The sequence below is a fragment of the Rhodococcus oxybenzonivorans genome (assembly GCF_003130705.1).
In the GTDB taxonomy this organism is placed as follows: Bacteria; Actinomycetota; Actinomycetes; order Mycobacteriales; family Mycobacteriaceae; genus Rhodococcus_F; species Rhodococcus_F oxybenzonivorans.
The window spans coordinates 41,652-66,801 of the sequence record NZ_CP021355.1 but is presented as its reverse complement, the minus strand read 5'-3'; the positions used below and the strand labels follow the sequence as shown (position 1 = coordinate 66,801).

Annotated in this window: 24 protein-coding genes and 5 pseudogenes; 13 read left to right on the top strand and 16 right to left on the bottom strand. The window is 64.5% G+C overall.

All coding sequences use genetic code 11. The features are described 5' to 3' along the window. The first annotated feature begins 256 nt into the window (after positions 1-256). Complete coding sequence (locus CBI38_RS31070; protein ID WP_109335504.1) at positions 257-661, top strand: DUF3040 domain-containing protein; 405 nt, start codon at positions 257-259, stop codon at positions 659-661. A gap of 167 nt (positions 662-828) precedes the next feature. Continuing rightward, positions 829-1,725: an SPFH domain-containing protein gene (locus tag CBI38_RS31065; protein WP_109335503.1), complete on the top strand. Its 897-nt coding sequence runs from the start codon at positions 829-831 to the stop codon at positions 1,723-1,725. 341 nt (positions 1,726-2,066) lie between these two features. Here CBI38_RS31065 and CBI38_RS31060 read toward each other — a convergent pair whose 3' ends face one another. Then, a complete protein-coding gene (locus CBI38_RS31060; protein WP_007300326.1) occupies positions 2,067-2,423 on the bottom strand; it encodes a DUF488 domain-containing protein in 357 nt (118 codons plus the stop codon). Between the two features lie 62 nt (positions 2,424-2,485). Between CBI38_RS31060 and CBI38_RS39490 the strand changes: the two are divergent. The 3 pseudogenes from CBI38_RS39490 to CBI38_RS40975 form a co-directional block, all read left to right on the top strand. Next, positions 2,486-2,792, top strand: a pseudogene (locus tag CBI38_RS39490) (heavy metal translocating P-type ATPase); the annotation flags it as partial. Positions 2,793-2,859: 67 nt separating this feature from the next. Next, positions 2,860-3,655, top strand: a pseudogene (locus tag CBI38_RS31050) (succinate dehydrogenase iron-sulfur subunit). Positions 3,656-3,754: 99 nt separating this feature from the next. Continuing rightward, positions 3,755-3,826 (top strand): annotated as a pseudogene (locus CBI38_RS40975) (wax ester/triacylglycerol synthase domain-containing protein); the annotation flags it as partial. Positions 3,827-3,895: 69 nt separating this feature from the next. Here CBI38_RS40975 and acnA read toward each other — a convergent pair. Both acnA and CBI38_RS31040 read right to left on the bottom strand, forming a co-directional pair. Further along, complete coding sequence (gene acnA, locus CBI38_RS31045; protein WP_109335502.1) at positions 3,896-6,694, bottom strand: aconitate hydratase; 2,799 nt, start codon at positions 6,692-6,694, stop codon at positions 3,896-3,898. Further along, positions 6,691-7,050, bottom strand: coding sequence for a carboxymuconolactone decarboxylase family protein (locus CBI38_RS31040; protein WP_007300330.1), 360 nt, complete (start codon positions 7,048-7,050; stop codon positions 6,691-6,693). The genes acnA and CBI38_RS31040 overlap by 4 nt, the downstream gene beginning before the upstream one ends. Before the next feature lie 337 nt (positions 7,051-7,387). Here CBI38_RS31040 and CBI38_RS31035 point away from each other — a divergent pair, with 337 nt between their 5' ends. Beyond that, on the top strand, positions 7,388-7,801 hold the full coding sequence (locus CBI38_RS31035) for a VOC family protein (protein WP_039952789.1): 414 nt from the start codon (positions 7,388-7,390) through the stop codon (positions 7,799-7,801). Positions 7,802-8,043: 242 nt separating this feature from the next. Here CBI38_RS31035 and CBI38_RS31030 read toward each other — a convergent pair whose 3' ends face one another. Further along, positions 8,044-8,325 (bottom strand): YciI family protein, encoded by a 282-nt coding sequence (locus CBI38_RS31030; RefSeq protein WP_007300332.1) that lies wholly within the window; start codon positions 8,323-8,325, stop codon positions 8,044-8,046. Between the two features lie 152 nt (positions 8,326-8,477). On the opposite strand from CBI38_RS31030, the gene CBI38_RS31025 reads away from it, so the two are divergent. Beyond that, positions 8,478-9,286 (top strand): IS5 family transposase gene (locus CBI38_RS31025; RefSeq protein ID WP_204164786.1). Its coding sequence is split into 2 segments (ribosomal slippage): positions 8,478-8,826 and positions 8,826-9,286, totalling 810 coding nucleotides; the frame shifts between segments, so codons are not numbered across the junction. Between the two features lie 193 nt (positions 9,287-9,479). Here CBI38_RS31025 and CBI38_RS31020 read toward each other — a convergent pair. Continuing rightward, positions 9,480-11,000, bottom strand: a complete 1,521-nt coding sequence (locus tag CBI38_RS31020) for a catalase (protein WP_011599170.1) — start codon at positions 10,998-11,000, stop codon at positions 9,480-9,482. 381 nt (positions 11,001-11,381) lie between these two features. Beyond that, positions 11,382-12,065, bottom strand: a complete 684-nt coding sequence (locus CBI38_RS31015) for a helix-turn-helix transcriptional regulator (protein WP_007300334.1) — start codon at positions 12,063-12,065, stop codon at positions 11,382-11,384. Between the two features lie 227 nt (positions 12,066-12,292). Here CBI38_RS31015 and CBI38_RS31010 point away from each other — a divergent pair, with 227 nt between their 5' ends. Then, the gene (locus CBI38_RS31010; protein WP_007300335.1) at positions 12,293-12,838 is read left to right on the top strand and encodes an FHA domain-containing protein; all 546 of its coding nucleotides are present in this window, start codon (positions 12,293-12,295) and stop codon (positions 12,836-12,838) included. Between the two features lie 83 nt (positions 12,839-12,921). On the opposite strand, the pseudogene CBI38_RS39480 reads toward CBI38_RS31010, so the two are convergent. From CBI38_RS39480 to CBI38_RS40175, 4 genes and pseudogenes are all read right to left on the bottom strand, one after another. Next, positions 12,922-13,146, bottom strand: a pseudogene (locus CBI38_RS39480) (aconitase family protein); the annotation flags it as partial. Between the two features lie 178 nt (positions 13,147-13,324). Then, positions 13,325-13,555: a hypothetical protein gene (locus CBI38_RS31005; protein ID WP_007300337.1), complete on the bottom strand. Its 231-nt coding sequence runs from the start codon at positions 13,553-13,555 to the stop codon at positions 13,325-13,327. Between the two features lie 193 nt (positions 13,556-13,748). Beyond that, positions 13,749-15,413, bottom strand: coding sequence for a hypothetical protein (locus CBI38_RS30995; RefSeq protein WP_039952786.1), 1,665 nt, complete (start codon positions 15,411-15,413; stop codon positions 13,749-13,751). Between the two features lie 460 nt (positions 15,414-15,873). Beyond that, entirely contained in the window at positions 15,874-15,996 is a 123-nt protein-coding gene (locus tag CBI38_RS40175) for a hypothetical protein (protein ID WP_007300339.1), read from the bottom strand. A 317-nt stretch (positions 15,997-16,313) separates the two neighbouring features. Here CBI38_RS40175 and CBI38_RS30990 point away from each other — a divergent pair, with 317 nt between their 5' ends. From CBI38_RS30990 to CBI38_RS38585, 4 genes are all read left to right on the top strand, one after another. After that, positions 16,314-16,691, top strand: a complete 378-nt coding sequence (locus CBI38_RS30990) for a hypothetical protein (protein ID WP_011599166.1) — start codon at positions 16,314-16,316, stop codon at positions 16,689-16,691. A gap of 635 nt (positions 16,692-17,326) precedes the next feature. Then, positions 17,327-17,455, top strand: coding sequence for a hypothetical protein (locus CBI38_RS40170; protein WP_039952787.1), 129 nt, complete (start codon positions 17,327-17,329; stop codon positions 17,453-17,455). A gap of 1,441 nt (positions 17,456-18,896) precedes the next feature. Then, positions 18,897-19,184, top strand: a complete 288-nt coding sequence (locus CBI38_RS38590) for a hypothetical protein (protein ID WP_167332392.1) — start codon at positions 18,897-18,899, stop codon at positions 19,182-19,184. Then, positions 19,177-19,617 carry a WhiB family transcriptional regulator gene (locus CBI38_RS38585; protein ID WP_230990373.1) on the top strand — a complete coding sequence of 147 codons (441 nt, stop codon included), beginning with the start codon at positions 19,177-19,179 and terminating at the stop codon, positions 19,615-19,617. Before CBI38_RS38590 ends, CBI38_RS38585 begins: the two co-directional genes overlap by 8 nt. 852 nt (positions 19,618-20,469) lie before the next feature. Here CBI38_RS38585 and CBI38_RS30970 read toward each other — a convergent pair. The 5 genes from CBI38_RS30970 to CBI38_RS38040 form a co-directional block, all read right to left on the bottom strand. After that, the gene (locus CBI38_RS30970; RefSeq protein ID WP_007300343.1) at positions 20,470-20,991 is read right to left on the bottom strand and encodes a Dps family protein; all 522 of its coding nucleotides are present in this window, start codon (positions 20,989-20,991) and stop codon (positions 20,470-20,472) included. Then, the gene (locus CBI38_RS40165) at positions 20,988-21,116 is read right to left on the bottom strand and encodes a hypothetical protein (protein WP_257226535.1); all 129 of its coding nucleotides are present in this window, start codon (positions 21,114-21,116) and stop codon (positions 20,988-20,990) included. The genes CBI38_RS30970 and CBI38_RS40165 overlap by 4 nt, the downstream gene beginning before the upstream one ends. A gap of 32 nt (positions 21,117-21,148) precedes the next feature. After that, a complete protein-coding gene (locus CBI38_RS30965) occupies positions 21,149-21,301 on the bottom strand; it encodes a hypothetical protein (protein WP_225857940.1) in 153 nt (50 codons plus the stop codon). A gap of 306 nt (positions 21,302-21,607) precedes the next feature. Next, positions 21,608-22,165 (bottom strand): CBS domain-containing protein, encoded by a 558-nt coding sequence (locus CBI38_RS30960; protein WP_007300345.1) that lies wholly within the window; start codon positions 22,163-22,165, stop codon positions 21,608-21,610. A 328-nt stretch (positions 22,166-22,493) separates the two neighbouring features. Then, positions 22,494-22,934 (bottom strand): hypothetical protein, encoded by a 441-nt coding sequence (locus CBI38_RS38040; protein ID WP_011599160.1) that lies wholly within the window; start codon positions 22,932-22,934, stop codon positions 22,494-22,496. A 35-nt stretch (positions 22,935-22,969) separates the two neighbouring features. Here CBI38_RS38040 and CBI38_RS30955 point away from each other — a divergent pair, with 35 nt between their 5' ends. Continuing rightward, entirely contained in the window at positions 22,970-23,347 is a 378-nt protein-coding gene (locus CBI38_RS30955; RefSeq protein ID WP_011599159.1) for a hypothetical protein, read from the top strand. A 299-nt stretch (positions 23,348-23,646) separates the two neighbouring features. Here CBI38_RS30955 and CBI38_RS30945 read toward each other — a convergent pair. Further along, positions 23,647-25,054: pseudogene (locus CBI38_RS30945) on the bottom strand (NF041680 family putative transposase); the annotation flags it as partial. Positions 25,055-25,150 lie beyond the last annotated feature (96 nt).

The following is a 25,150-nucleotide window of genomic DNA, read 5'->3' as shown; positions in this document are numbered from 1 at the left end:
GCGGTGCCGGATGTCGACCGTGATTTTCGCGAAAGTCGCATACGGATCGAGCGATGGGACCGGATATGTGGTTGGGCGCGAGTGCCTTCGCGCACGAAGAAGGTCCACTACCGAACCACCGGCGAGGAGCGCAGTCAACCGGGTGGCCGACGCCGCGCCTTCCCGTGCTACTGGCGAAACATTTTTATCGTGATACGATATAAAAAGTGGTCGTCCCGGCACCAAGACCTCGCCGGGGGAGTCCGGGAGGTGCGCTGTGCTCAGCGACGATGAACGAAATGCTCTGTGCGAGATCGAACAACGGCTACTCGCAAGCAGCCCGACGCTGGTCCGAGTGTTTCACGGCGTCACACCGCGCCCACCATACGATCGCAGTGTGCGGGTCCGGCTGAGAGTGCTGGTGCTCGCGGTGACGTTCGGCATGTTTGCACTGCGGGGGCCCCGCGTTTTCAACGACGCCGAGATCACCGTCCGGAAGAGTTCACCGACGCCACGTACAACACGGGCGGTGCCTGCACGCAACCGTCTGGCCGTCGGCGGTTCCCATTCCGCGAGCGCGATTCCGGTCAATACCGACACCGTCCGGATCCTCGATCCGTCGACCGCGTCCGGTGCTGTGCTCATACCGTGGCCGCCCCGCGAGGTGCCGGCACCGAACTGATTGGCGAACTCGGAAATCCAACGCCTCGCGCAGGTTTGGGCGCCTCTACGAATCGAGGCGCTGCTCCGAGGAGCCGTCAACGCGGGGACGTGGGTTAATTCATCGATTGGCAGCAAGCCCGTGGTGACCGGGTATCGGTAGAGGCCACGGGCGGATGGGAGAACACCATGATTCTCTATGCGGTGGCCGTCTTGGTCGGACTCGGCCTGCTCGGCCTGAGCTCGAGCATTCGCGTCGTCAAACAGTTCGAACGCGGCGTCGTGTTTCGGTTCGGACGCGTCCAGCCCGCCGTCCGCGCACCGGGCCTGATGTTGCTGATCCCGATCGCCGACCGGCTCGAGAAGGTGAACATGCAGATCATCACGATGCCGGTGCCCGCCCAGGACGGCATCACCCGCGACAACGTGACCGTCAGGGTGGATGCGGTCGTCTATTTCAACGTCGCCGATCCGGTGCGAGTGGCAGTGGACGTGCAGGACTACGTCTCCGCGATCGGTCAGGTCGCACAGACGTCGCTGCGGTCGATCATCGGCAAGAGCGAACTCGACGACCTGCTGTCCAACCGGGAGGGCCTCAACCAGGGCTTGGAGCTGATGATCGACAGCCCCGCGCTGGGGTGGGGTGTGCAGATCGACCGGGTGGAGATCAAGGATGTGGTCCTCCCCGATTCGATGAAGCGGTCGATGTCGCGCCAGGCCGAGGCCGAACGTGAACGGCGGGCCCGCATCATCACCGCAGACGGCGAACTGCAAGCCTCGGCGAAACTGGCCCAGGCCGCCGAGACCATGACCGAACATCCCGCCGCCCTGCAACTGCGGCTCCTGCAAACCGTCGTGGAAGTCGCGGCCGAGAAGAATTCGACCCTCGTGCTGCCGTTCCCGGTCGAGTTGCTCCGCTTTCTGGAACGAGCGACACCGCACACCGCCCATGTTCCGACGCGAACAGCCGAACCTACAACCACAACCACTCCTGCCAACGTAAACGACGAACCGTCGACCCGGCACACACAACACAGGCCCGTCGACGCCCGCGGATTCGCCCTCGAGCAATCACGATTCGGATAGGGCCAATAGACCCTGCAGGTTCCAGAGCGGTGCCCGCCGGTTCCGTTCGGGGGGCCTGGGCCGCGGGCGGTGTCGGGAGCGGTGGTTCACCCCGACACCACGGTGACCTCTGTTGCGGCGGGACTTACGGGTAGGGGGCAGGACCGTCACCCCGCGTCTTCCGGGTTTCCAGGATGTCGCCCTGCGGGCCTTGGGGTCTGACTGCCCGCACTGGCCTGCGACCGACCCACAACTGCCCGCGGACCACGGCCCCGTTCTGACCGCGGCCGACCGGCACGGCTCGAGGTGCAAGGCCGAGGGTTCATGGATGCGATGAGTATTCAGGCCGTCCTACGGTGATGTCAGAACTGATTCGAGATCCACTCGCGCAAGACCACGGCTTGGTTGTGCTCGAGGTCCTTCGCCGAATACAGCAGCACCACAGTCCCGTTACGCGCCGCCTCGACGATCGGTTGGGCGGCAGCGCGATTGGTGTCGAGTTCCTGAAGGTAGCGGGTGCGGAACTCCGGAAAGCGATCCGCCTGGTGGCCGAACCAGGTCCGCAGCTGCGTGCTGGGTGCCACCTCCTTGATCCAGGCGTCGCAGTCGAGGTCCGCTTTCGCGATGCCCCGTGGCCACAGTCGATCTACCAAGAAGGTTGGCGATGTCTTCTTGGTGCCGCGAGCGTCATAGGCTCGCACCAACTCGATCGGGCCCATAGATCGATCATTTCACGAAATGACGGTGCCCACAACGAATGACAAACCCGCGGTGCACTGTGGCGGTGGCGGTGAAGACCGCGGACACCGCACTGATGGGTGAGAACCTGCTGAAGCTGCCCGAGTCGATCCACCTGGCGAGCGCACCGTGGCCGTGATGCGGCAGAACATCGGTGTCGCGCCCGCAACCGTGTCGTGGTGCCGGCAGGCGCCTTCGCCGGCCACGCCACGATGTCCCTCGGGATGCTCGTGCACGGACTGTCGGTGCTCGTGGCCCTCGTTAGGAGGGGTGTCGCGTCCGCACATCACGCGGCCCCCGGCGCGAGAGAGGGTCCGGACCGATTTTCCGATCCGACAACCGACCACTGAGCTAACCTGTGGACAATCCGAGACGAGCTCCCCGAAAACGCAATTGACGAGGTTGGAGTCGATAACCATGTCTGTCACCATGAACAACGAGGGCCCGGGTTTCGTCGCGCTACCGCCGGTCCCCGAAGGCGCCGTGATGGTCACGTTGAAGATTCGCCGTTTCAACCCCGAGGACCCGGGCAAGGCCGGATGGGTCAGCTTCGAGGTTCCGTGCCTGCCCACCGATCGGTTGCTCAACCTGCTCACCTACGTCAAGGGGTATCTCGACGGGACCCTGACCTTCCGCCGCTCGTGCGCGCACGGCGTGTGCGGATCGGATGCGATGGTCATCAACGGAGTCAACCGGCTCGCGTGCAAGGTGCTCATGCGCGACATGCCGAACAAAGACGGTAAGAACACCACCGTCACGATCGCACCCCTCAAGGGACTCCCGGTCGAGAAAGATCTCGTCGTCGACATGGAGCCGTTCTTCTCGGCGTACCGCCAGATCAAACCGTTCCTGATGACATCGGGTCAGGAGCCCACCCGCGAGCGGACCCAATCCCAGGCCGATCGTGCCCGGTACGACGACACCACCAAGTGCATCCTGTGCGCGTGCTGTACCGAGTCGTGCCCGGTGTATTGGGCGGATGGTAGCTATTTCGGGCCGGCCGCCATCGTCAACGCCCATCGCTTCATTTTCGACAGCCGCGACGAAGGCGCCGGGGAGCGGATGGACATTCTGGGGCGGCATCGACGGCGTCTGGCGTTGCCGCACCACCTTCAATTGCACCGACGCTTGTCCGCGCGGAATCAAGGTGACGCAAGCGATCACCGAAGTCAAACGCGCGTTGCTGTTCAACCGCAAGGCAGTAATGCGGTAGCCGCACGAGTTCTGCACCGCCAGGCCTTGAACAGGGGTCTCCGGCCCTGGTCGGGGAACGAAAAGGTGTCACCCTGCTGCTTCCCTGACCGACTCACTGATGCTGTGGGGTGAGTCCCGCGAGCATCCGATGCACGTGGGCGGCCTGGCACCGTTCACTCCACCGGACGGTGACGGAGGCGGAGGAGCGGGGGCTGTTCGAGAGACGCTGTTTCCGCATGGGTGCTCTATGGCGAGCCGCTCAGGTGACGAGGAGCTGTCGCAGCACATATTGCAGTATCCCGCCGTGCCGGAAGTATCCCGCCTCCGCGGGGGTATCGATCCGCACCGTGGCCGGAAATTCCTGTACTTGACCATGGTGGTCGGCTCGGACGGTGACCTCGGTAGGGAAGTCCGCGCCCGGGTCGCCGCCTTCGAGTCCGGTGATCGAGTATTCCTCTTCACCGGTCAGCCCGAGGCTTTCGCGGGTGCGACCGGGCGGGAACTGCAGGGGCAGCACCCCCATGCCGATCAGGTTGGAGCGGTGGATGCGTTCGAACGACGTCGCGAGGACCGCTTTGACCCCGAGGAGCAGTGTTCCCTTAGCCGCCCAGTCGCGCGAGGACCCAGATCCGTATTCGGCGCCGGCGAGGATGATCAGCGCAGTGCCCTCGGCGGCGTAGGCGTTCGCGGCGTCGAAGATGCTCATCTCCTCCCCGCGGGGGAGGTGGCGGGTGACGCCGCCCTCCGTGCCCGGGGCCAGCAGATTCCGCAGGCGGATGTTGGCGAAGGTACCGCGGATCATCACCTCGTGGTTGCCGCGCCGGGATCCGTAGGAATTGAAGTCGGGCGGTTCGACACCATGCTCGCGCAGGTAGATACCGGCCGGGCTGTCGCGGCGGATCGTGCCCGCGGGTGAGATGTGGTCGGTGGTCACCGAATCCCCCAACATGACCAACACCCGGGCGCCGGTGATGTCGGAGATCGGTTGCGGTTCGGGCTGCATGCCGTCGAAGTACGGTGGCTGCCGCACATAGGTGGAGTCCTCGTGCCATTCGAAGATCTCGCCGGAGGCGACATCGAGACCGCGCCAGTTGTCGTCACCGGCAAAAACATTCGAGTAGCCGTCGGTGAACATCTGCGACTGCAGGCATTCGTCGATGACTGCCTTGACCTCCTCGGTGCTCGGCCAGATGTCACGCAAGTACACCGGCTGCCCGTCCGACCCGGTCCCGAGCGGGTCACGGCGCACATCGGCGAGCATGGTCCCGGCGAGTGCGTAGGTGATGACCAGCGGCGGGGAGGTGAGGAAGTTCATCTTGCACTCGGCGTGGATGCGGCCCTCGAAGTTGCGGTTCCCGGACAGCACCGCGCAGGCGGTCAGATCGTGTCCGGTGACCGCGTCGCTGACCTGGGGGATCAGCGGACCGGAATTACCGATGCAGGTGGTACAGCCGTAGCCAACGAGTCCGAAGCCGAGCCGTTCCAGATAGGGGGTCAGACCGGCCCGTTCGTAGTAGTCGGTGACCACACGCGATCCCGGGGCCAGCGACGTCTTCACCCACGGTTTGCGGGTCAGGCCCGCCTGCACGGCCTTCTTCGCCAGCAGGCCCGCGCCGATCATCACCGACGGGTTCGAGGTGTTGGTGCACGAGGTGATGGCGGCGATGACCACGTGCCCGTGATCGACACTGTGCACCTCGCCGTCGAGGACCACCTCCACCGGGTCGGAGGGCCATTCATGGCTCTTCCCGCACCGGCACGGTGCCGCCGGTCCGTCCGAGGCGCGGTCGTGGTCGATCGCGATCGGATCGCTGGCGGGGAATGACTCGTCGGATGCCTCGTCGAGGCCGGCTTCCAGCGCAGTCGGCAGTGGTTGGCCCGCCAGCAAGGACCCGACGGCGTGCGACGCGCTGGCCAGCGGGATGCGGTCCTGGGGTCGTTTCGGGCCCGCGATGGAGGGCTCGACGGTGGCGAGGTCGAGCTCGACGGTGTGGCTGTAGGCCGGTTCCTGATCGGGGTCGTGCCACATTCCTTGTTCTTTGGCATAGGCCTCGACGAGTCGGATCTGCTGCTCGGGTCGCCCGGTCAGACGCAGATAGTGGAGGGTCTCGTCGTCGATGGGGAAGATGGCGCAGGTCGAACCGTATTCGGGGCTCATGTTTCCCAGGGTCGCCCGGTTGGCCAACGGGACGTTGGCGACGCCAGGGCCGTAGAACTCCACGAATTTGCCGACGACACCGGTCTTGCGGAGCAACTCGGCGATGGTGAGGACGAGGTCGGTGGCGGTGGTGCCCTCGGGTAGGGCGCCGGTGAGTTTGAGCCCGAGGACCTGCGGCAGGAGCATGCTCATCGGCTGGCCGAGCATGGCCGCCTCCGCCTCGATTCCGCCGACTCCCCAACCGAGCACGCCGAGGCCGTTGATCATCGGGGTGTGCGAGTCGGTGCCCACGAGAGTGTCCGGGTAGGCGAGGGGGCCGTCCGGTGTGTCCCGTGTGAACACCACGCGGGCCAGGTATTCGAGGTTGACCTGATGGCAGATGCCGGTATCGGGTGGCACGACCAGAAAATCGTCGAAGGCATGCTGCGCCCACCGCAACAGTTGATAGCGCTCCCTGTTGCGGGAGAACTCGAGGTCGGCGTTGACCCGGTAGGCGTCGGGCCGACCGAAGACGTCCGCGATCACCGAGTGATCGATGACCAATTCGGTGGGAATGAGCGGGTTGATCGTTCGCGGGTCGCCGCCCAACGCCGTCATCGCGTCCCGCATCGCCACCAGGTCGACCACACACGGCACGCCGGTGAAGTCCTGCATCAGCACCCGGGCCGGGGTGAATTGGATCTCGGTGTGGCCGGGATTGCGCGGTGACCACGAGGCCAGGGCCGAGACCTGACCGGGGGTGACCAGGCGGCCGTCCTCGTTGCGGAGCAAATTCTCCAACAGCACCTTCATACTGTAGGGAAGCTGGACGTCGGTCTCGATCGCATCCAGCCGGTAGATACCGTACGTCTGGTCTGCGACCGTCAGTGTGGAGCGCGCACCGAAACTGTTGCCGCTCACGGTTCGGGCTCCCCGGTAGTGGTGTGGCCACTATGGTTCATCGCGTTCAGGGCCAGCGTGGAGTGCGCGAACGCACCACCGGCCCGCATTTCCGCCGCGACCCAGATGGCTTCCATGATTTCCTCCGGTTCGGCGCCCGTGCGGCGGGCGAGCTTGGTGTGCCCGGTGATGCAGTAGGGGCACTGCGTCACATGGGCGACCGCGACCGCGATCAGCTGTTTCGTCTTCTCCGGCAGCGCACCGTCGGCGAAGACGGAGCGACTGAAATTCTCGAAGGCTTCGTGAATCCCGGGTGCGAGCGTTTTGCGGCGCTCCGAAATCTCCGGCGTGGTGGGCTGATACAGCGACTCGGGCATACAGCTGTCCTCCTGTTTCAGCGTTGCCAGCCGTAGCACAGACACCGCAGCAGCAGCGCGGACCTTGCCCGCCACCATAGCCCGTCCGCATCAAATTGCCAGGGCCGAATGTCCCCACCTCCACGACCGATCCGGTGGCTCAACGGTGCAGACGGAGTGGGGCGATCTGCAGGACAGTGTGGGACGATTAGTCATCGGCCCGATTCGCTTGCCGCATTGCGCGGCGCGATGGTGTCGGAGGACAATATTGGATGCGTGCGTTCCGATCTGAGCGACGGGTCCACCCCGCGCCGTGAGCGGTTGAAGATCATGGACCGCCCGGGCGTAGGAGATGAAAATGTGCGCTGCCAAGGTTGCCTCGTCGGTGATGCAAGTGGCCGAGTTGGATCGGTCGGTGAAGTACTACTGCGACGTATTCGCCTGCCGTGTCGCTGTGCGCGAGCCCGATGCAGCACTCCTTCTGACGCCGGACAACTTTCAGATCTACATGTACGCGAAGAAGGGGGCATCGACCCGTCGCGGGGTAAGCGTTATCGGCGTCCACTACGTCATGTGGGCCGCCGACACCGAGGACGAGTTGGCGCGGATCACCGAGCGACTACGCACATATGACGCGGCCACATACACGCAGACGGTCGGTGGGGTGACCTTCGTGGATGGTTGCGACCCGGACGGCATCCGGGTCATCGTCGCCTACCCGGGCCCCGAGCAGCTACCGCGGGAGCTGATCGCGCAACGATTCCGCGGGTGACCACAGGCGGTGGTGCATCCGCCACGCTGGCAAGACGAGCGCCTTGTTATCGAATGCGACCGTGCCGCGGTCTGGCTATTTCAGACGACGAGTTACGCACAACGGATCCCCGGCGTCGAGGTTATGACCGTTCGACGAGAACCGTCGAGTACCAGAGGTCATCGAGCCTTCAAGAGATACCGTGCACGGTTCGGTCAATTCCGCTGACGATGCCCGATCCTGACACTGGCGTGGATCAGCATCTAGGCGCGGATTTCACCCACGGGGTTCCATGTGCCGATGAGAACCTTTGCTACGAGGTTTGCTTGAGCAAATGGATCGTGTGTGAACAGACGTGTGACGGTGTCTTCGTCGGCGGCGTCGACGATGAACTGGGCGCCGGTATGGTCGGCGAGGGGACCCGATGACAGGACCACTTTGCGGCGGACCAATTCGGCGAGCCACGCATGGTGGTCGGTTCGGTGATCATCACGACCGGAGGATGTTTCGGGGCTGTAGGTGTATTCAACGACGAACACGGGCATGCTCTTCTCGTTCGCTCGTAGGCCGATCTATCCAGTGTGCAACCACGCTCGATTCAATACCAGTCCTTCTCGCGCGATTCTTCATGAGGGGGCGGCCCGCCTAAGAGCGTGTCTCATGTGGATGAAGTGGCGTGTGGGGCATAATGTGACGCGTGTTAGATGGGTTGTCACTGCGGTTGGTGCCGGATGCGTTGTGGGAGATCGTCGAACCGTTGATTCCGCGATTCGCCGCACGGCCGCAGGGAGGTGGCAGTGCGCCGGTGGATGATCGGGCGGTGTTCACCGCGATCGTGTACGTGCTGACCAGTGGATGTGCGTGGCGGCATCTGCCGCCCTCGTTCGGGGTCACAGTTCCTACCGCGCACCGAAGATTTACCGTCTGGGCGGCGGCAGGGGTGTTCGAGAGACTGCACCGTGAGGTGCTCGACCGGCTCGGTAGCGCCGGTGAACTCGACTGGACGGCAGCGATCCTGGACGCCGCGAGCGTGCGGGCGAAAAAAGGGGATCGCTGACCGGGCCGAGTCCGGTCGATCGCGGCAAGAAGGGGTCGAAGATCCACGTCCTGTCCGAGTCGAATGGAATCCCGCTGGTCGTCGATGTGTCCGCGGCGAACACCCACGACAGCACCTTGCTGCAACCGATGGTCAGCGCGATCCCGGCGGTGAAGTCCCGACGTGGGCCGCGCCGTCGCAAACCCGGAAAGCTTCGCGCCGATAAGGGCTACGACTACGACAAGCACCGCCGGTGGCTGCGCGAAGAGGGCATTGTCCCGCGCATCGCTCGTCGCGGAATCGAGAGGAACGACCGGCTGGGCCGGTACCGGTGGAAGATCGAACGCACCATCGCCTGGCTCACCGGCTACCGACGCCTGACCATCCGCTATGAACGCCGCGCCGAGCACTTTGCCGGATTCCTCCATCTCGCGGCCGCGCTCACTTGCTTCAAGAAACTCCCCACATGAGACAACCTCTAAGCAGTCGGCCGAGGGTGGCGATAGATCCGAATATGCCTGTCGTTTAATCCATACTGAGCGACAGGCGTATTCATGTGTGGTTGGCGGATCAGCTACCAGTGGAACCACCCGAGAAGCGCATCGACCCGGTGCAGACGGAGTGAGGGGTCTCGGTGTAGGTGATCACGATCTGACGAAGTCCTCAGGCCTTCTCTTGAGCGGATCGACGCGACGGGTTGTCTTGTCCCGCGGCCTTGGGATCGAGTTCATCCTTTTTGGCGCGCACCCCCTGCGCGACTTTGTCGCCGAGGCCTTTGTCCACATTGCGCCAATACTCGAACACTCTCGCCAGGACAGGTTCGCTCACGCCGTTGAGTAGGTGCCCGACGATGTTGTCGACCAAGCGTCCGCGGGCCGCATCGTCGAGAACGTCGCGTACCATCGTGCCCGCCTGACCCCAATCGTCGTCGTCCTGGCGAAGTGTGTAGGCCTGCCGCACCATGTCCCCGTCGCTGTACCAGCCGATGGGTTCGCCCGCCACCGCTGGATCCGCATGCGGGCCGCCCTTGGAGTTGGGTACATACACCGGGTCTCCGGGATTCTCGTGGCGCATGTGGCCATCCTTCGAATACGACCGCACGGTGGTCGCGTGTGGCCGGTTGACCGGCAGCTCCTTGTAGTTGGCGCCGATGCGGTGCCGATGCGAATCGGGATACGAGAACCACCGGCCGAGCAGCATCTTGTCCGGACTCGGCCCGGTTCCGGGCACGGCGTTGCTGGGCTCGAATGCCCCCTGCTCGATCTCGGTGTGGTAGTTGCTCGGATTGCGGTTCAGCGTCATCTTGCCGACTTCGACGAGTGGATAGTCCGCATGCGGCCAGACCTTGGTGAGGTCGAACGGGTTGAACCGGTACGTCTTTGCATCCTCGAACGGCATGATCTGCATCTTGAGTGTCCAGCTGGGATAATCACCTTGTTCGATGTGCTCCCACAAGTCACGAAGGTGGTAGTCGGTGTCGATCGAGGCCATCTGATCGCCCTCGTCCTGCGTGAAGAACTCGATTCCCTGATCGGTGATGAAGTGGTACTTCACCCAGAACTTCTCGCCCGCGGCGTTCATCCACATGTACGTATGGCTGGAATAGCCGTTCATGTGCCGCCAGGTGCGCGGAATTCCGCGGTCACCCATCAACCACGTCACCTGATGCGCGGACTCCGGAGACAGCGTCCAAAAATCCCACTGCATATCATGATCGCGCAGATTGTTGTCGGCACGCCGCTTCTGCGAACGGATGAAATCCTGGAATTTCATCGGGTCCCGCATGAAGAAGACCGGAGTGTTGTTGCCGACCATGTCGAAATTGCCTTGTTCGGTATAGAATTTGAGGGCAAAACCGCGCGGGTCGCGCCAGGTATCCGGACTGCCACGTTCGCCGGCGACTGTGGAGAACCGTGCGAGCATCTCCGTCTTCTTGCCAGGCTGGAACAGGTCCGCCAAGGTAAACGCACTGACATCGCCCGTCACCTCGAATGTGCCGAACGCCCCTCCTCCTTTGGCATGAGGCTGCCGCTCGGGTACACGCTCGCGATTGAAAGCAGCCATCTTTTCGATGAGGTAGGCGTCGTGCAGCAAGATCGGACCGTCCGCGCCGACGGTGAGCGAACGCTCGTCGCTCGGTACCGGAATTCCCGCATCATCGGTGGTGTAGTTGTTCTCAACCATCATGCCCTTCTTTCTTTCGACGTTGCGGACACAGCCCTCAGAAGACGACCTCGGTATCGCTTGCTTGAGACACCTGTTTCGATCTGCTCGCGGACCAGATGGGCGATGTCTCTCGCAGTGAGGTGTGGGTGATCATCGAGAACCTCGAGCACAGCCCCGTCGCGGGCTGGTGAGCCGAAGGTCGACTTCCCGCAACCGCAATTCCACATCGCGTGATGTGTGGTGCCGCATACCCCTCAGGGCATCATGTCTTCTTGAATCCGTCAAGCGACGTTCTCGGTGGCTGCCACAATGACCGATATCTGGTTACGGCGTGATCGGTTGTCCGGGAGGTTGTCCGGGAAACAACCACTCGCTAATCACACGAGGTGGAGGTAACTCTCATTCGGGGGTGGGGATCAGGTGCGCCAGGCAGAGCGACGGCTCGACGAACGGTTCGAGTCGATCGGCCGCGAGCGGTGCCCGCACCTCGGCCAGCGCCCCGCGGATCAAGCCCAGGTGCAGCGAACACACCACGTCCCGGTGCCGCTCGGCTACCTCCCGGAACGGGCAGTGTCGCAACGGGATCACTGGTCGATCGAGGTTCTCCACCACGCCCGGGGCGAAGCCGGACTCGGCCAGCACCGTCGACAACCGGCGGACCCCGTCGGCGGCGTCCACCCGCTGCGACGGGGCCGGCCGCTCCGCCAGGTAGCGACCCCACGCCTCCCCGGCCGTCTCGGCAGCCCGGCCGGGCTCCGGCAGAGTGTCGGCGATCAGACCGGTCAGCATCTCCGCCAGCAACCGATAGCTGCGCTGTCCGGTGGACGCATCCGAGGGGGTAGCGGCATAGACCATCCGGGGCCGACCCGGCCGGCGGCTGTCCTCGGCGCGACGCTCGGCCAGGCCCGCGTCGACCAATCCGTCCAGATGAAACCGGGCCGTATTCGGATGCAGGTCGACCCGGTCGGCGATGTCCTGTACGCCCATCGGTTCCGCCGCGGCGCACAACAGGTCCAGCACCCGGTTCCGGGTCTCGCCGAGCGCGGTCGGCAGCGTGGGGTCGATCAACGTCTGCTCGCTCATAGTGCCTACTTTAGCCGAGACTATTAGTAGAAACCATCCGTATCGGCGAGGGAACTCAGCGCGGGGTCGAGCGTCGGATCCTTCGAGGTCACACGGTGCTAGTGATGCGCGTCACATGCATTGCACCTACCGTCGGTCGATGAGTTTGCACTAATCTAATAGTAAATAATAGTTGTTGTATGAGGTAGTGCTAGCTTGCTCTCCTCGCGCAGAGAGAGGACCTCGTCGTGACCGCACCATTCGACATCACCGACACCAAAATCGACCGAGACGACGCTCACCGTCTGCTCCGCGAGTATCGAGCGAAAGCCGCACTGGTGACCGAATTGTCACTCAATGGCCCACTGTCGGCGAAGACGTGTGCCGGGGTGAACCTCCCCACCGCCCGCCGTCGACGGCATCCGGCCCCCAGCGACCCGCCTTGGGACCGTGCCGAGGTCGAGGCACTGCCGTCCGGTTCGGCACTGCTCGTGGTCACCCGGGGGCCCAACCGCGGTGACTGGTTCCTGCTCGATCAGACGGTCACCACGATCGGTCGCCACATCGACAGCGACATCTACCTCGACGACACGACCGTCGGCCGTCGCCACGCCCAGATCCGGCGCGACAACGACACATTTCGGGTGACCGATGTCGGCAGCCTCAACGGCACCTACCGCAACGGGACACCGGTCGACACCGCACTGCTCGCCGACGGTGACGAGATCAAAATCGGAAAATTCCGGCTCGCGTTCCTCATCACACCGCTGTCAGCAGCGGCAACAGACCAATGACCACGACGGAGTGAGTGACACGGCTTTCCTCGTCGCCATGATCGCCCCGCCGCTCATCCGGTGGGAAACTGCTCACACTCGCGTTGCCCGGCCAGCGGGCCGGAGTTTTCGGTGCAGGTGGTGTAGCCGTAGCCGACGAGTCCGAAGCCGAGTCGTTCCAGCTGGGGGAGCCGTCCGGCCCGTTCAGCCGTATTCGGTGACCACACGCGCTCCCGGAGGCAGTGACGTCGTCGCCCACGGTTTGCGGCGGTCCCGCTGTACGGCCTTCTTCGCCAGCAGGCCCCGCAGATCATCACCGACGGGTTCGAGGACACGGCACGCTCTATTGTCGACCGGCAAGCGGCGCGCCTGCATTCCCACAGATGATCTGCGGCAGTCCTGTGGAAAACTCCCGGAGCCGTGCCTGCCCCACGCACAGCGTTCCCACTAGCGCCAGCTGCCGGTATGCAACCGGAGCGCGTCCAAGCGTTCCGCGAGCCGTGGATCTCAACCCGCGAGCCACAGACGCCGCCGTGCCACTGCCTTCATCTTCTCCACGATCGTCGGCCGAAGCGGAGTCGGGGGGTTCGGGTGCAGCTGCGCGTGCAGACAGCGGAAGAACTCGCCGGTATCCATACCGAAAACAGCGATAATCTCCTCCGCCGGGCCGCCGCCATGCGGGAACCAGCGAAGCGCGAAGGTCACCATCCGATTCACCTTTGCCGTGTCTCCGGTCATCGTATTTCCTTTCCCTCACCGCTACCCGGCCCGAGTCGATGGCGGAGCGCCCCTATTCGGGTGGGTCTTCGCCAATGGACTCCGGCAACGCGGTCGAGGACCGATAGTTGCGTCATCAGTTCGCTCATGTTCGCGGTTCCCTACAGTTCAAGTTCGACTTCGACGCTGCAAGCGTGGGTGCCTGTTCTGAAGGTCAGGTCCATTTTGGTGCTGGACGGGACGACGAACTTGCCGCCACCAACGGTGGGTTGGAAGGTGCGCAGCCGGAAAGGTCGTTGGCCTCGAGGCACTCTCGCAACGTGGGCGTCTTGCCGCGGCGACTCGGAGCGGTGCGCCACACCTGCGTCTCGAAGGGGAAGATCGACTCCCGCCGTCGACGTTCGAGGTCCCTGACAGGTGTCACGGCGGGCGAGGCCCGCGGCGGCGCGACCGGTGTCGGTTTCGTCAGTGTCCCGCCGGGGCGACGACGTGCCCCAACGTCGAGTAGGGCGACAGCGCCGATCGCGGCGGTAACCGCCACGGTGAACCCCCAGCGCTGGAGGTACTCCGGTGATGCCGCGACGGCCGCGTGGAGCGAGGTGGCGAACAGCGCACCGGCGGCCGCGACCGATACGAGCGTGGACCGCCGGTCTCGGGCGGAGGCGAGCGTGTGGGGCAGCAGACAGCTTTCAGCACTGTCACAGAGCTTACCGAGTTCGGTATGCAGGACGGCGATCTCGTCGGCGGTGCGGTTCGCCAGCGTTGATCGAAGGTGTGTCGATTCGATCCGCGGAGGCCGGTGAGCACCCGCGGGGTGTGTTTGCAGAAGCCGTGTCTCGATCATCCGTCTGCGGGCCGCCGCGATGTCGCCGAGGCCCGCGAGGGCGCCGCGTTCGCTCAGTTGGCGGCGGTTGCGCAGGAGCGACAGTACTCGTCGGTGGTCCGCCGAGTGCTGTGCGCGGAGGGCGACCCAGCCGATGAGGCAGTAGACCATCTCACGGGTGCCCCGATCGAGATGGCCGGGACCGGTGGCGGGGGAACCGAGGTCGACGGCAAGGGCTCGGGCGTCCTCGCGAATCGCGATCCCCGATCCGAGACGTGACGCCCTGTCGATCAGCGGGACCCGGTGCCAGCCCAAGAGTCCACGGTAGGAGCGGGACGCGGCCCCTGCGCTGGGTGTAGTGCCCGGTTCGTCGACCAGTCGCTGTACCGTATCGACCCCGTCGGTGTGGACCTCGATGATCAGGCCCTCGAGGGTGTCCCGCCCGGTCCAATTAGGGCCGTGGATTGTCAGGCTGCGTAGCGGCCGGTAGACCTCAGATCTGGGCAGTCGGGTGTCCAGCCGCGGGAAGACGTCGATCGGGCTCGCCTCGGTCGTCAGCCCGAAGGGACGAAGAAATGCTTCGATAGCGGCCCAGAATTCGGGGCTACCGCCGCCGCGGAGCGGGTCATTGTGCCGGTCGATCAGGCTGCCGGTGCGGTCGGGGGTGAGTTCCTCGCAGGCCAGCACCAGCCCGTTGCCGGGAACCTCCCACAGTGACAGGCACGTCGCCGGGGGGCCGACGTAGCGGCGTTGCGGGCCGTTAGGTGCGCGCTGTCCATCGAGTGCGAGGCCGAAGGTAACCGGCGGACTGCTGCGATCGACGATGTGCCGGAACGCCAGCAACTGTGCGTGCGGTCCATCGTCCCCGGTGGCGGAGGGGGCGCTGATGCGGGCCGGCAGGAACGGTTCGACCTCGTCGACCGCGGGTACCGGGACCGGGTCGGCGCTTTCGACGATGTCCAAGGGCAGCAGGATGACCCGCAACAGTGCCCGGCGTCTCCTCGACGACAGCGAAGCCTGGTTCGGCCGACGGGTAACGAGTCCAGGACGATTCATTTCTGTTCCATCAATTCTCGACACATCCGGTACTCCTGCACCGACCCCATAGGTCGGCAGGGGAGACGGTCATCTCACCGGATGTTGTGGGAGTGCCCCTGTCTCGCTCACCCTGAACTCTTTGGGAAACACGTCGTCCCGGCCGTGGAGGGGCCGGGACGGGCGTGTCAGAGGCCGGAAGTTGGCCCCCCGATCGGGTGGTCACACGCGGGGCGGACCAATAAGACTGCGGTGTGCTTCCATTGAACTCGGCAGGGTTTTGTGAGCCGCTTTCACCGTTGTAGAAAATTGGAAGAGAGTGCAGTCGCTGATATTTCCACGCTCCGAGCCGTTCTCTTCCGAAGCTGCTACATCTGATGTGGGCGCGGGTCAGGGCTGTTGGCCGAGTTCCCGGGGGAATATCATCGATCCTCAGGCAGCGAGGAGGGTGGCGGGGTGCGGTGTTGACGCCAGTGTCGCATCAGCTCTTCCGCTTTCGGGTGAGTAGAATGGACGCGATCGCCTTCTCTCGCTTCTCCGCCCGGCGCTCCTTGAGGGCTCGTGCGGACTGTTTCGAACTCTTGACGGCGGACTTGTCAGCCATTGTCGGTCCTTTCCGAATCGGCAACCGCGAACTGACCTCGACCATACCCAACAAAAGAAATAAGTCCAGTTCAGCGGCCGATTAGAGGCGGTTCGATGATGCGCGGGCCGTGACGACGGCGTCGGTTGGTGCGTCGGCGGGCTGTTCCCCGATCCGAGGTACTCTCACCCCCTGTGGCGTCCGATCCGGTCGCGTGCGACGTCCGCCGGGAGTTTCCGAGGTGCAAGGCGCGCAGGAAATTTCACGGACTTGCTTATTTCTTCCCGATGGCTATGGTGCAGGGCAGCATTAGTGGCATCTATTTGGAGGACTGAAATGTGAGTGCAGCTACCGATCGTCAGTGGGCGGTTCGTGACGCTGTTCTGCGTTGGCTTCTTGCGAAGACAACGGAGGGTTATCGCAGCCCGATTCTGGACGCGGATGCCATCGGATCAGAGGTCGGGTGGGTGGCCTCGCCGCTCACCCGCGACGAAGTCGTCGACGCCTCGATGTTCCTGTTCAAGGAGAACTATGTGACAGGCGTGCCGGTGATGGGGATCGGGATTCCACGACCGATGCTGACTGTCGCGGGACGTCGGGTGGCCAAGACCGGCAAACCGCTGAGGTACAAGGTCGACGCTCACGAGGCGAAGGTGCGCCGGCGTCTGGCGGCACCGCTCGCAGAGACATCCGCGACAACGGCGGCAGTGAAGTGAAAGAGAGAATGACTCGACCGGTCACTCGACGATGAGTACGTGAGCACGGGGTTGAGCGCGGAACCTGTGCGGTCCGCGCCGTCGTCGGCGCAGACCACGCCGGCACCGACGAGGTTACCCAGTCCGGTCGCGCCGCGAGGTATGTGTCGTATCCGCGTACGCACACTCCGTCGCGAAGGACCGACCCATCGGTCGACTATTTCATTGGTTAGCGATCGGTACGGCCTGGACCGTATGTCGGCGCCGGGCGGCCAGGGTGCATCACCGAAAACTTCGGAAGGATAGCAGAATTCATTGCGGTCCTACTGGATGACAGGGTGCTCCGAATATCGTAGCGTGGGCGCTGGAAGGATCGGCCAAGGTGCGCAGGGCGAGCTACAGTTTCGCCTGCCCGTCGCCGTTCGCGCGGCGGCGGGCACGTTGTTCGCTGGTGAGGGTGTAACGGTCGGCAATGACTTCGCGGCCTTCTCGTGGCGTTCATCATGAGTGTGAGACCCGACCACAGGATTCCGTCGATCCTCGCCGGTGCCGGGTCGATCAGTACCGACCCCGCGGGCTGCGAGTGAACTGAGCCCCACCACATTACGATCCGCACCGGCCGCCGCATTTGGCCCGCCCCGAGGAGGACCTGTCCCGTGAACCTCAATGTCGCCCTGCTGCTACTTGTCCTCGCCGGCGGAATCGGTGGCACCGCCGCCGTCCAGGCCGCGTTGCGCCGCGGCGCCGATCGCGGCCGGCGTGCGGTGTTCCACGTCAACGGCTGACCAATCCTTCTCGGCGCCGGGCCCCCGGGGGCCGCGAAGGGAAGAGGATGAGCGATCCCGCGATGGGGGGTGGGTCTGATACGGGCGCTGCCGCGCATCCCGTGCCGGCCCACTTTCATTCGCATGTCCGTGCCGCCGGGTGCGTGTGGGCCCGGGCAGATGCCTGGCCGACTTCGTCAACCCACGGCACTGCGGATCCCACCAGGATGGCGAACACGGCTTGCGCGGAGAGTGGCGCCGTGGTGTCGAAAGGGCCCTGCACGACGTCGAGGTGCACGATCAGGCCGATCCCTGGCGACGTCGTCTATGGCGACGATATCGAGGGTGCCGGCGCCCGAAGTTTTCGGCGGTGGCCAGTCGCCGACGACCGTTTGATCACTACCCTCGGCGCCAGTCCGCTCTTGGATTGGTCTTCCGGATGCAGCCGCATGGGGGCGTCCCGTGTGACCGCCGGTGCAGGCTGCGGCTGTGAGTGGCGGTGATGGAGACCAGGACGTTCGGATCGCTCGGGTCCTCCTTTCGTCTGCCGGCCCGATCGCCACGGGGACGAGGGTGTGATCACCGGAGTGTTCCCGTCCGAGATGCATCCGGCGAGGTCCTCGATTGCGGTTGTCCCGATCGCCCTGCCGAACTTGCGTTTGAGAGCTGCCCGCACCGTCGACGCTGATGCACCCTGGTGTGCGCGGTACACCTGGTCTACGCCCCGCTGGATGTTCGCCGCGACGACGGGCACCAGATCCGCCGCACACCCGATGTCTATGCGCACCGCAACCTCGACCACATCAACCTCGATCCTGGTGCATCACCGCACGCTCACCTTGAGAGTATGAGAGACGCAGGATGACTCAGCTGCCCATTCGTCGTCGATGGCTGTGGTGCATGCTATCGCGGCTGAGATCTGTCGGCCGGAGGCTGAATCCGGTTCCTTCCTCGGGTCGAGAGCGTCCCGATCGACCCGGCAGGGGGTGCATCGCACCGTTCGGAGTGGGTGCCGCGCGCAGGAGTCGACCACTGCGACGAACACTGTCAAATCAGGCACCGCTCGGCGAAAGGCGTGCGATGGATCGTTCGCTAGTGGTGTCAGCTATCACAGAGGCCGGAGGCCTCATCGGATTTACCCCTGCACAGCCAGAGTCATCCGCACCATTCGCCGAATTGAACCGCGCGTACACGCCGCGTATCGGTGTCGGGTCGCAGATCGGCCACGCCGCCGTGCGTGGTCCGCGACACAAGACCGAGCACCCCATCAACGGTCTCACCCACGACACCCGTGCTTTACCTAGGTAAGGACTAGGTAAAGGCCGGTGGTCTCTGGATGTCCCTTCATGGAAGCTGGAGCCACGGACGATACCGGGCCGTCAACAGTGAGACGCGAGACATCGCCCCACCGCGCCGACGTCACCTGTATCGCAGTACCGCCCGATGTAGCGAAAGGACTCTCATGCCGACCGACACCTCCGCAGTACCCGGACGAGGGCCTTCGCCGCAGGCCGCGGACGCACAGTTGCTGTCCGCCGCGGCTGCAGTTCTGGCCGAGCAGCGCGCCTGCAGCCATGACGCCGGCTTCGATGCTCTCCTCGATGTGGCGCGCCGTAGCCACGTCAGCGTCACCACCGCAGCTGTACGAGTCCTGTCGCGGCCGTCTGCGGATCGCGGTGGCCGTGAGCAACATCCCCGTGCAACAGCGCATCTGCCGCGCCGCGACGGCGGCGGTGGTGTCAATGGATAGGAATCCGCCGTTGTCGATCCCGAAGGATCCGCCCTTGGTGGCGGTCACCGTTGATTCTGGTGAGTGGCGGGTGCGTGCCGCGTGTCGCGGCGCCGATCTGTCGGTGTTCTTCTCCCCCGACGGCGAACGGCGCGGCGCTCGCGATCGGCGTGGAGCGCGGGCCCGGCAGATTTGTCAGGTGTGCCCCGTGCTGGTGCGGTGTCGCGATCACGCGCTGACGGTGGGTGAATCCTATGGCGTGTGGGGTGGCATGACCGAGTCGGACCGACGAAAGCACACCCACCGTGCCCGCCGCGGTGAGCGTCGACCGCTCGGGTCTTTCCATGAGCGGCCTGTTGGCGCTGCGTCGGGGGTACGCCGGGCCGCGTTCACCGGGTCGTTCGACCGTGCGTACACCGGTGGGGCGTCGAGGGGTCGCCCCACCACCGGGTGACAGCCACGCCGACCTGGACCGGGCCGATTCGTACCGTCGGACGCTTCGGCGAGGCACGGAAGCACCGTGGGCATGACCCCGGCATCGTCCTGGCGGCCCGAAGGTCAGTCAGATGACGGCTCGAGATCGAGTTTTCACGCATCGTCGACAGAGCCGAACGGGTACCGCAGGCTGCACTTGATCGTGTGGATTCCGGTGTCCTGTGGAGTGCAGACGGTGTTCGTCGAAATCCAGATCTGCAGACCATTGCGATGAGTTTCTGGGTGAGTTTCGTGCACAGGTATTTTGCGGGCGAAGACCGCGTACACCGTCCCGGTTGACCGGAACTCCACCAGCGGTTTCCCGCCACGCGGTACCACCGCGCACGATGTACAGGGTGACATCCACTATCCACGGCGGCATTCTTCTCGGGTCGCCTCCCGCGACCTGCCGTGCCACCGGTGCAGGCAATCGCGATTCGAGGGGCGCCCACTCTGCGTCGGTGACCGACGACGAGTACACCGCGCAACCATGTCCCCCCGGGCACAACGAAATCGGCGATGATGAGATTGTGGGCTCCTGTTGGGTCGGTGATCTGGTGATCACCGACCCAGCCAGGAGCCCACTTTCTTCGATTCTCGGCGAGGCACAAAGCGTGCCAGTTCGAGTTCTCACACACACTGTGGCGCAGCCGCTTGGAATGACCCGCAACCGATCATTGGGCGGCATGGACTGTCGTCGCACTCGGGCTTCCCGTGCTGGGGCGATTGGAGTGCGGCATGCAAACGCGATCGTTATGGCATTGATGGCCGAGACCGCCGGTGCCGATCGTTCGGCGCGGCCGCCTCCTCTTTTGCTCACCGTCTGGTGGAGCTATCCGCTGAGCAACTGTCCGAGTCGACGGCGCTGGGCAGATGGTTGTGCGCTCTGGGCCTGCCACATCCAGTGCAGTTGCTCGAGTCGGGCGGTGATGCCGATCAGCAGGTCCTGGGTGACCGGGTCCGCCTTCTCGGTGGACTCGATGCGAGCCCGGAACCGCTCGATGACGGCGGCCAGGTTCGCGACGATCGTCTCGACCACCTCGGTGTCGGGTGTCCACCCTGCGGCGGATCCCGTGGTACCCGCGTCCGCGGCCACGGTGGCCCCGCGGCCGTCCGGGCTGACACCGATCGCGGTGGCGCGCTCGGCGGCCTCATCGGTGAAATTGCGTGTGACGGTGGCTAGCTCGTCGAGGGAGGGGTGGACCGCCAGGAAGTGGGGTCCGATGACATTCCAGTGGGCCTGTTTGGCGATCAGGCTCAGGTCGATCAGGTCGACGACGGTGCCCTGCAGTGCCTTGCCGGCGATCCGTTGCTGCTCGGCGTCGAGGGCGGTGGTGATGGGGGTAGGGGTCATGGTTGCTCCTGACGTTTTCGTAGGTCGGTGTCGGGGTCCTTGGTGTGGTCGTCCAGGCCGATGTTGTCCCGATTGTGCTGTCGGCGTGGTGGGGGATCGTGCCCGTCGGTGAGTTCGGTACTCACGTGTGCTGCGGGGTGTCCGGCGCTCTGCGCTCTCAGGCACTGCCTGCGAGAAGCGGAACCGTGTTCTCCTCAACCTCGCTGAGCCGGTGTGCGAGCACTGAACCGGCGTTTCCTCCCGGGGCGCCGTGATCGGTCTCGGGGGCGAACATCACCTCGAGATGGGCCTTGATCTGGCGCGTGCTCATCGATCCGCCGTGGGCGAAGGATCGATGGATTGCCGCGGCGGGCGTGCGCGATCGGTACATTCCTCTTCTCTCTCTTTCTCGGCCTCCGGGCCGCTACCGGCGCAGGGTGGCCGTGCGTGCGGCGCAGCGTCACGACGGGGGACGCGATCAGAGTGCCTTCGGCCACAGCCAGGTGGCGTGGCCGCGGACTGATCACTCGGGCCGTCGGGGCGATGCCGAAACACCCTCATCGCGCACTGAGTCGCGGCGGTGCAGTGATCACCGTGGCGCGCTGTTGCCAACAGCTTGTGCCTGATCGACCACCACCTATTCTTCAGTGGCAATGGACACTGTGCGGGTGCCCGGTACGGTCTTGCTCAACGCGATCGCGATGCGGCGTTCGGATTCGTCTGCGAAGGGGCCTGCGAGGGTGACGCGGCCCTCCTCGACCGTCACGCGCCAGCGTCCGTCCCCGGTATAGTCGTCGAGGCAGCGTTGCGCGCCCACGGCGATCGTCTCGTCCGGTTTGAGCATCAACCGCACCACGTCACTGCGGCTGAGGATGCCCACTACCCGCCCGTCGATATCCACGACCGGTAGACTGCGTAGTCCCTGCTGAAGCAGCATCTGGCTCACATCGGCCAAATAGTGGTACATCGGCGCAGCGACGGCGGGTGCAGTCATCACCTCGCCCACCGTCTCCGAGCACGTTTGTCCGGCCCGCAACACGTCTCCGCTGTTCAACATCCCGACCAACCGGTCGTGGTCGTCGACCACCGGCACCGCCGCGAACCCGTACTCGGCCAGTAGCACTGCGGCCGTGCGCATACTGTCGGATTGGCGCACCACTCGAACCGGTCGCTGCATCACGTTCAACACTCGCATCGTCACCACTCGTTTCAGTCGATCCGGCACCCAGCACTAAACTGCGCCGGAAGTTGGCCCCCCGTTAGGTCTCACGCGGATGCAGGCCGATGACATTCGCCGTGTTTCCAGAACACTCTTCAGCGCTCCGTGAGCCTTTTCCGATTCTGTTTATGAGCGGAAAGGAGGGAAGCCCGGCGAGGTCCTCACCCCACGTAGCTGGAACCCGAAATTTGCTAGTCCGTGATGGGGCGAGTCGGCTTTTCTCTTGGCCGAGCGTCGGGTGCGACATTCCAACCCTCAGGCAGTGACGAGGATGGCAGGTAGGTGGCGATGCTCCAGGATGACGTCAGCTCTTACGCTTTCGAATGAACTGAGTCGATTCGAGGGCCTTCGCTCTCTTCTCCGCCCGGCGCTCCTTGAGAGCACGTGCAGACTGTTTTGAACTCTTGACGGCGGACTTGTCGGCCATTGTCGGTCCTTTCCGAATCGGCAACCGCGAACTGACCTCGACCATACCCAAATAAAGAAATAAGTCCAGTTCAGTGGTATATTCGGGGAAGGGCACGTCTACCGAGTCACGCGCAAAAGGGCCGGTTCGGAGTGCGTCGATGGTGACGACGGGATCGGCTAGAACGTTGTCACGGGTCTGTTTGCCGCGCGAGATGCCCTGCGCCTCAGTCGCGCCCGCGCCGACGAGCTTGCGGCATCGACCGGGGCTGTTCTGAAATCCTAAGACGCGCAGAATAGTTCGATACTTGTCTATTCCTTGCCGACGGCTATGGTGCATGGAGGCATCAACGGCATCTACCGGAGGACTGAAATGTGAGTGCAGCTACCGATCGTCAGTGGGCGGTTCGTGACGCTGTCCTGCGTTGGCTTCTTGCAAAGACAACGGAGGGTTATCGCAGCCCGATCTTGGACGCGGATGCCATCGGAGGAGAAGTCGGGTGGGCCGCGTCGGCGCTCAGCGACGACGAGGTGTACGACGCCGCGAACTATCTCTTCACGGAAGGCTATGTGACAGGCATGCCGGTGAAGGGTCTCGGGATTCCACGACCGATACTGACTCTTGTCGGACATCGTGTGGCCAAGACAGGCAACCCCCTGCGGTCCAACGCCGACGCTCGCGAAGCTAAGTCGCGCCGACGCCCGCCCTCTTTTGCAGAGGCATCCGTGACGACAGCGGGTACAACGAAGTAGAGACGGCTCCGCCCGTCATCTGACTATGCGTACGTGAGCACGGGGTCAAGCCCGCCGAAACAGTGTCCGACCATCACCACACCCGAAGGGAGGTTGACATGTACACCAACGTGGCACTGCTGCTGGGGTTGCTCGCCGGAGGAATCGGCGGCACCGTGGCCGTGCAGGCACTTCTGAGGCGGCCCGGCAGACCGGGCCATAGGGCATCCTCGGTGATCCACTTGGGCCATGTTTCTTAGCTTGATCTTTAACCTGGGCAGGCGGCCCCCGACGGGTTTTCTAGCTTTGGTTTCGGCGCGTTTGCCCACGTGGTGATGCGGTGCGCGGTGGGTGTTTTTCGATCCGGGTGGGCGTCCGGGTCCGGGTCGACTGGGTTTCGGTGCACTGGCCGGAACAGGCATCGTCGCGCGGGTGCGCGAAAACCCTCGACGAACCTGTGCCGGCGTCAATCGTGTTGGTGGGACGGGTCGTTCCCACGGGCGGCGTAGGTCCTCGGCCAGAGGACGGGCGAGCCGGAGTTGGGCGTAGGCCACCAGCACGATCCAGGTCCAGCGGTCGGCCGCCTCGGGACTGCGGAGCTTCGGGGGCGGTCCACCCCAACGTCTGCTTGAAGAAACGGAAGGTGTGTTCGAGGTCGAAGCGCCGCAGAAACATCTGCCACAATCGGTCGATATCGGCGGTTCCCGCACCAGGATGTGAGTACCAGAGCCACACCGGTTTGGGATGCCGGTCCCCGGGCAGGTGATCGACCGTCAGCCGGATCACCGTGCCTTCGACGATCGGTGGCGGTCCCGGGTGGTCCGCCCACGAGCCACGATGGACGAGCCTCGGGTGCAACCGATTCCACGCCGCAGCGGTGGCTGTTCCGTAGCGATCGGTGTCGGTGCTGGTGGTGGTCTCGGGTTCGGGCCAGGTCTGGGGGTCGGCGAATTTGAAGTCGGAACCGTGCCGGGGTGGGCGCCCGGTACGGCCCGGTGGCGGCGCCGGGAAGCACAGCACCCGGTCCGAACGCATCCGACCCAGCACCTGCACCGGGAGATCGGCGAGCACGAACGCCAGCCGGGCCAGCTCGTACCCGGCGTCGAACACCAGCAGAATGTCCGGGTCGCCGTCGCGGTGGTGCCCGGCGTCGCGCAACCGCGTGATCACTTCACGCACCTGGGTGGCCGTCACAGCGGTTTCGTCGTCGTCGGGGCGTAGGCGGACCGCGTCGAGCACCGTCGTCCACGAGGTACGGCCGGTCTCGAGGGCGGCGACGAACGAGTACGGCCACCCCGGGATCAGCTGTGCCTGATTCTTCCCGCGGCCGTAGACGTGGCAGAACCCCCGCTGCGGACTCGTCGGTGCATCCGGGCGCAACCAGGCACTGATGTCGACGGCCAACACGATCCGGCCGCCGCGATCACGCGGGATTGTCAGCCCGCCGAGGGCGCGGCGCAGCCGAGTGTAATCTATTCGGCCGCAGTTGATTGCGTCGTACAAGGCGCCGTGACCGCGCCGATGCTCGGCGGCCAGTGACAACTCGACCAGGGTGCGAACCGCGGTGCCGGAACACAGCAGCGCATCGGTCAACTCGAACAAAGCATCACCTCGGGCCGGCAGGGACCGGTAGAACTCTTCGCGGAACGACACCAGGTCGACACGCGGATCGGGGACCGATTCTTCCCCGACCGCCCGCCGATCGGGCACACTGATACTCACGGCCACCGCCTGTCTTCGTCTCGAAAGTTCTCTGGAAGGAACTTCAAGATGATCAGGCGGTGGTCGCCTCATGCCGCTGCGACACGCCGAACAACACCAGCA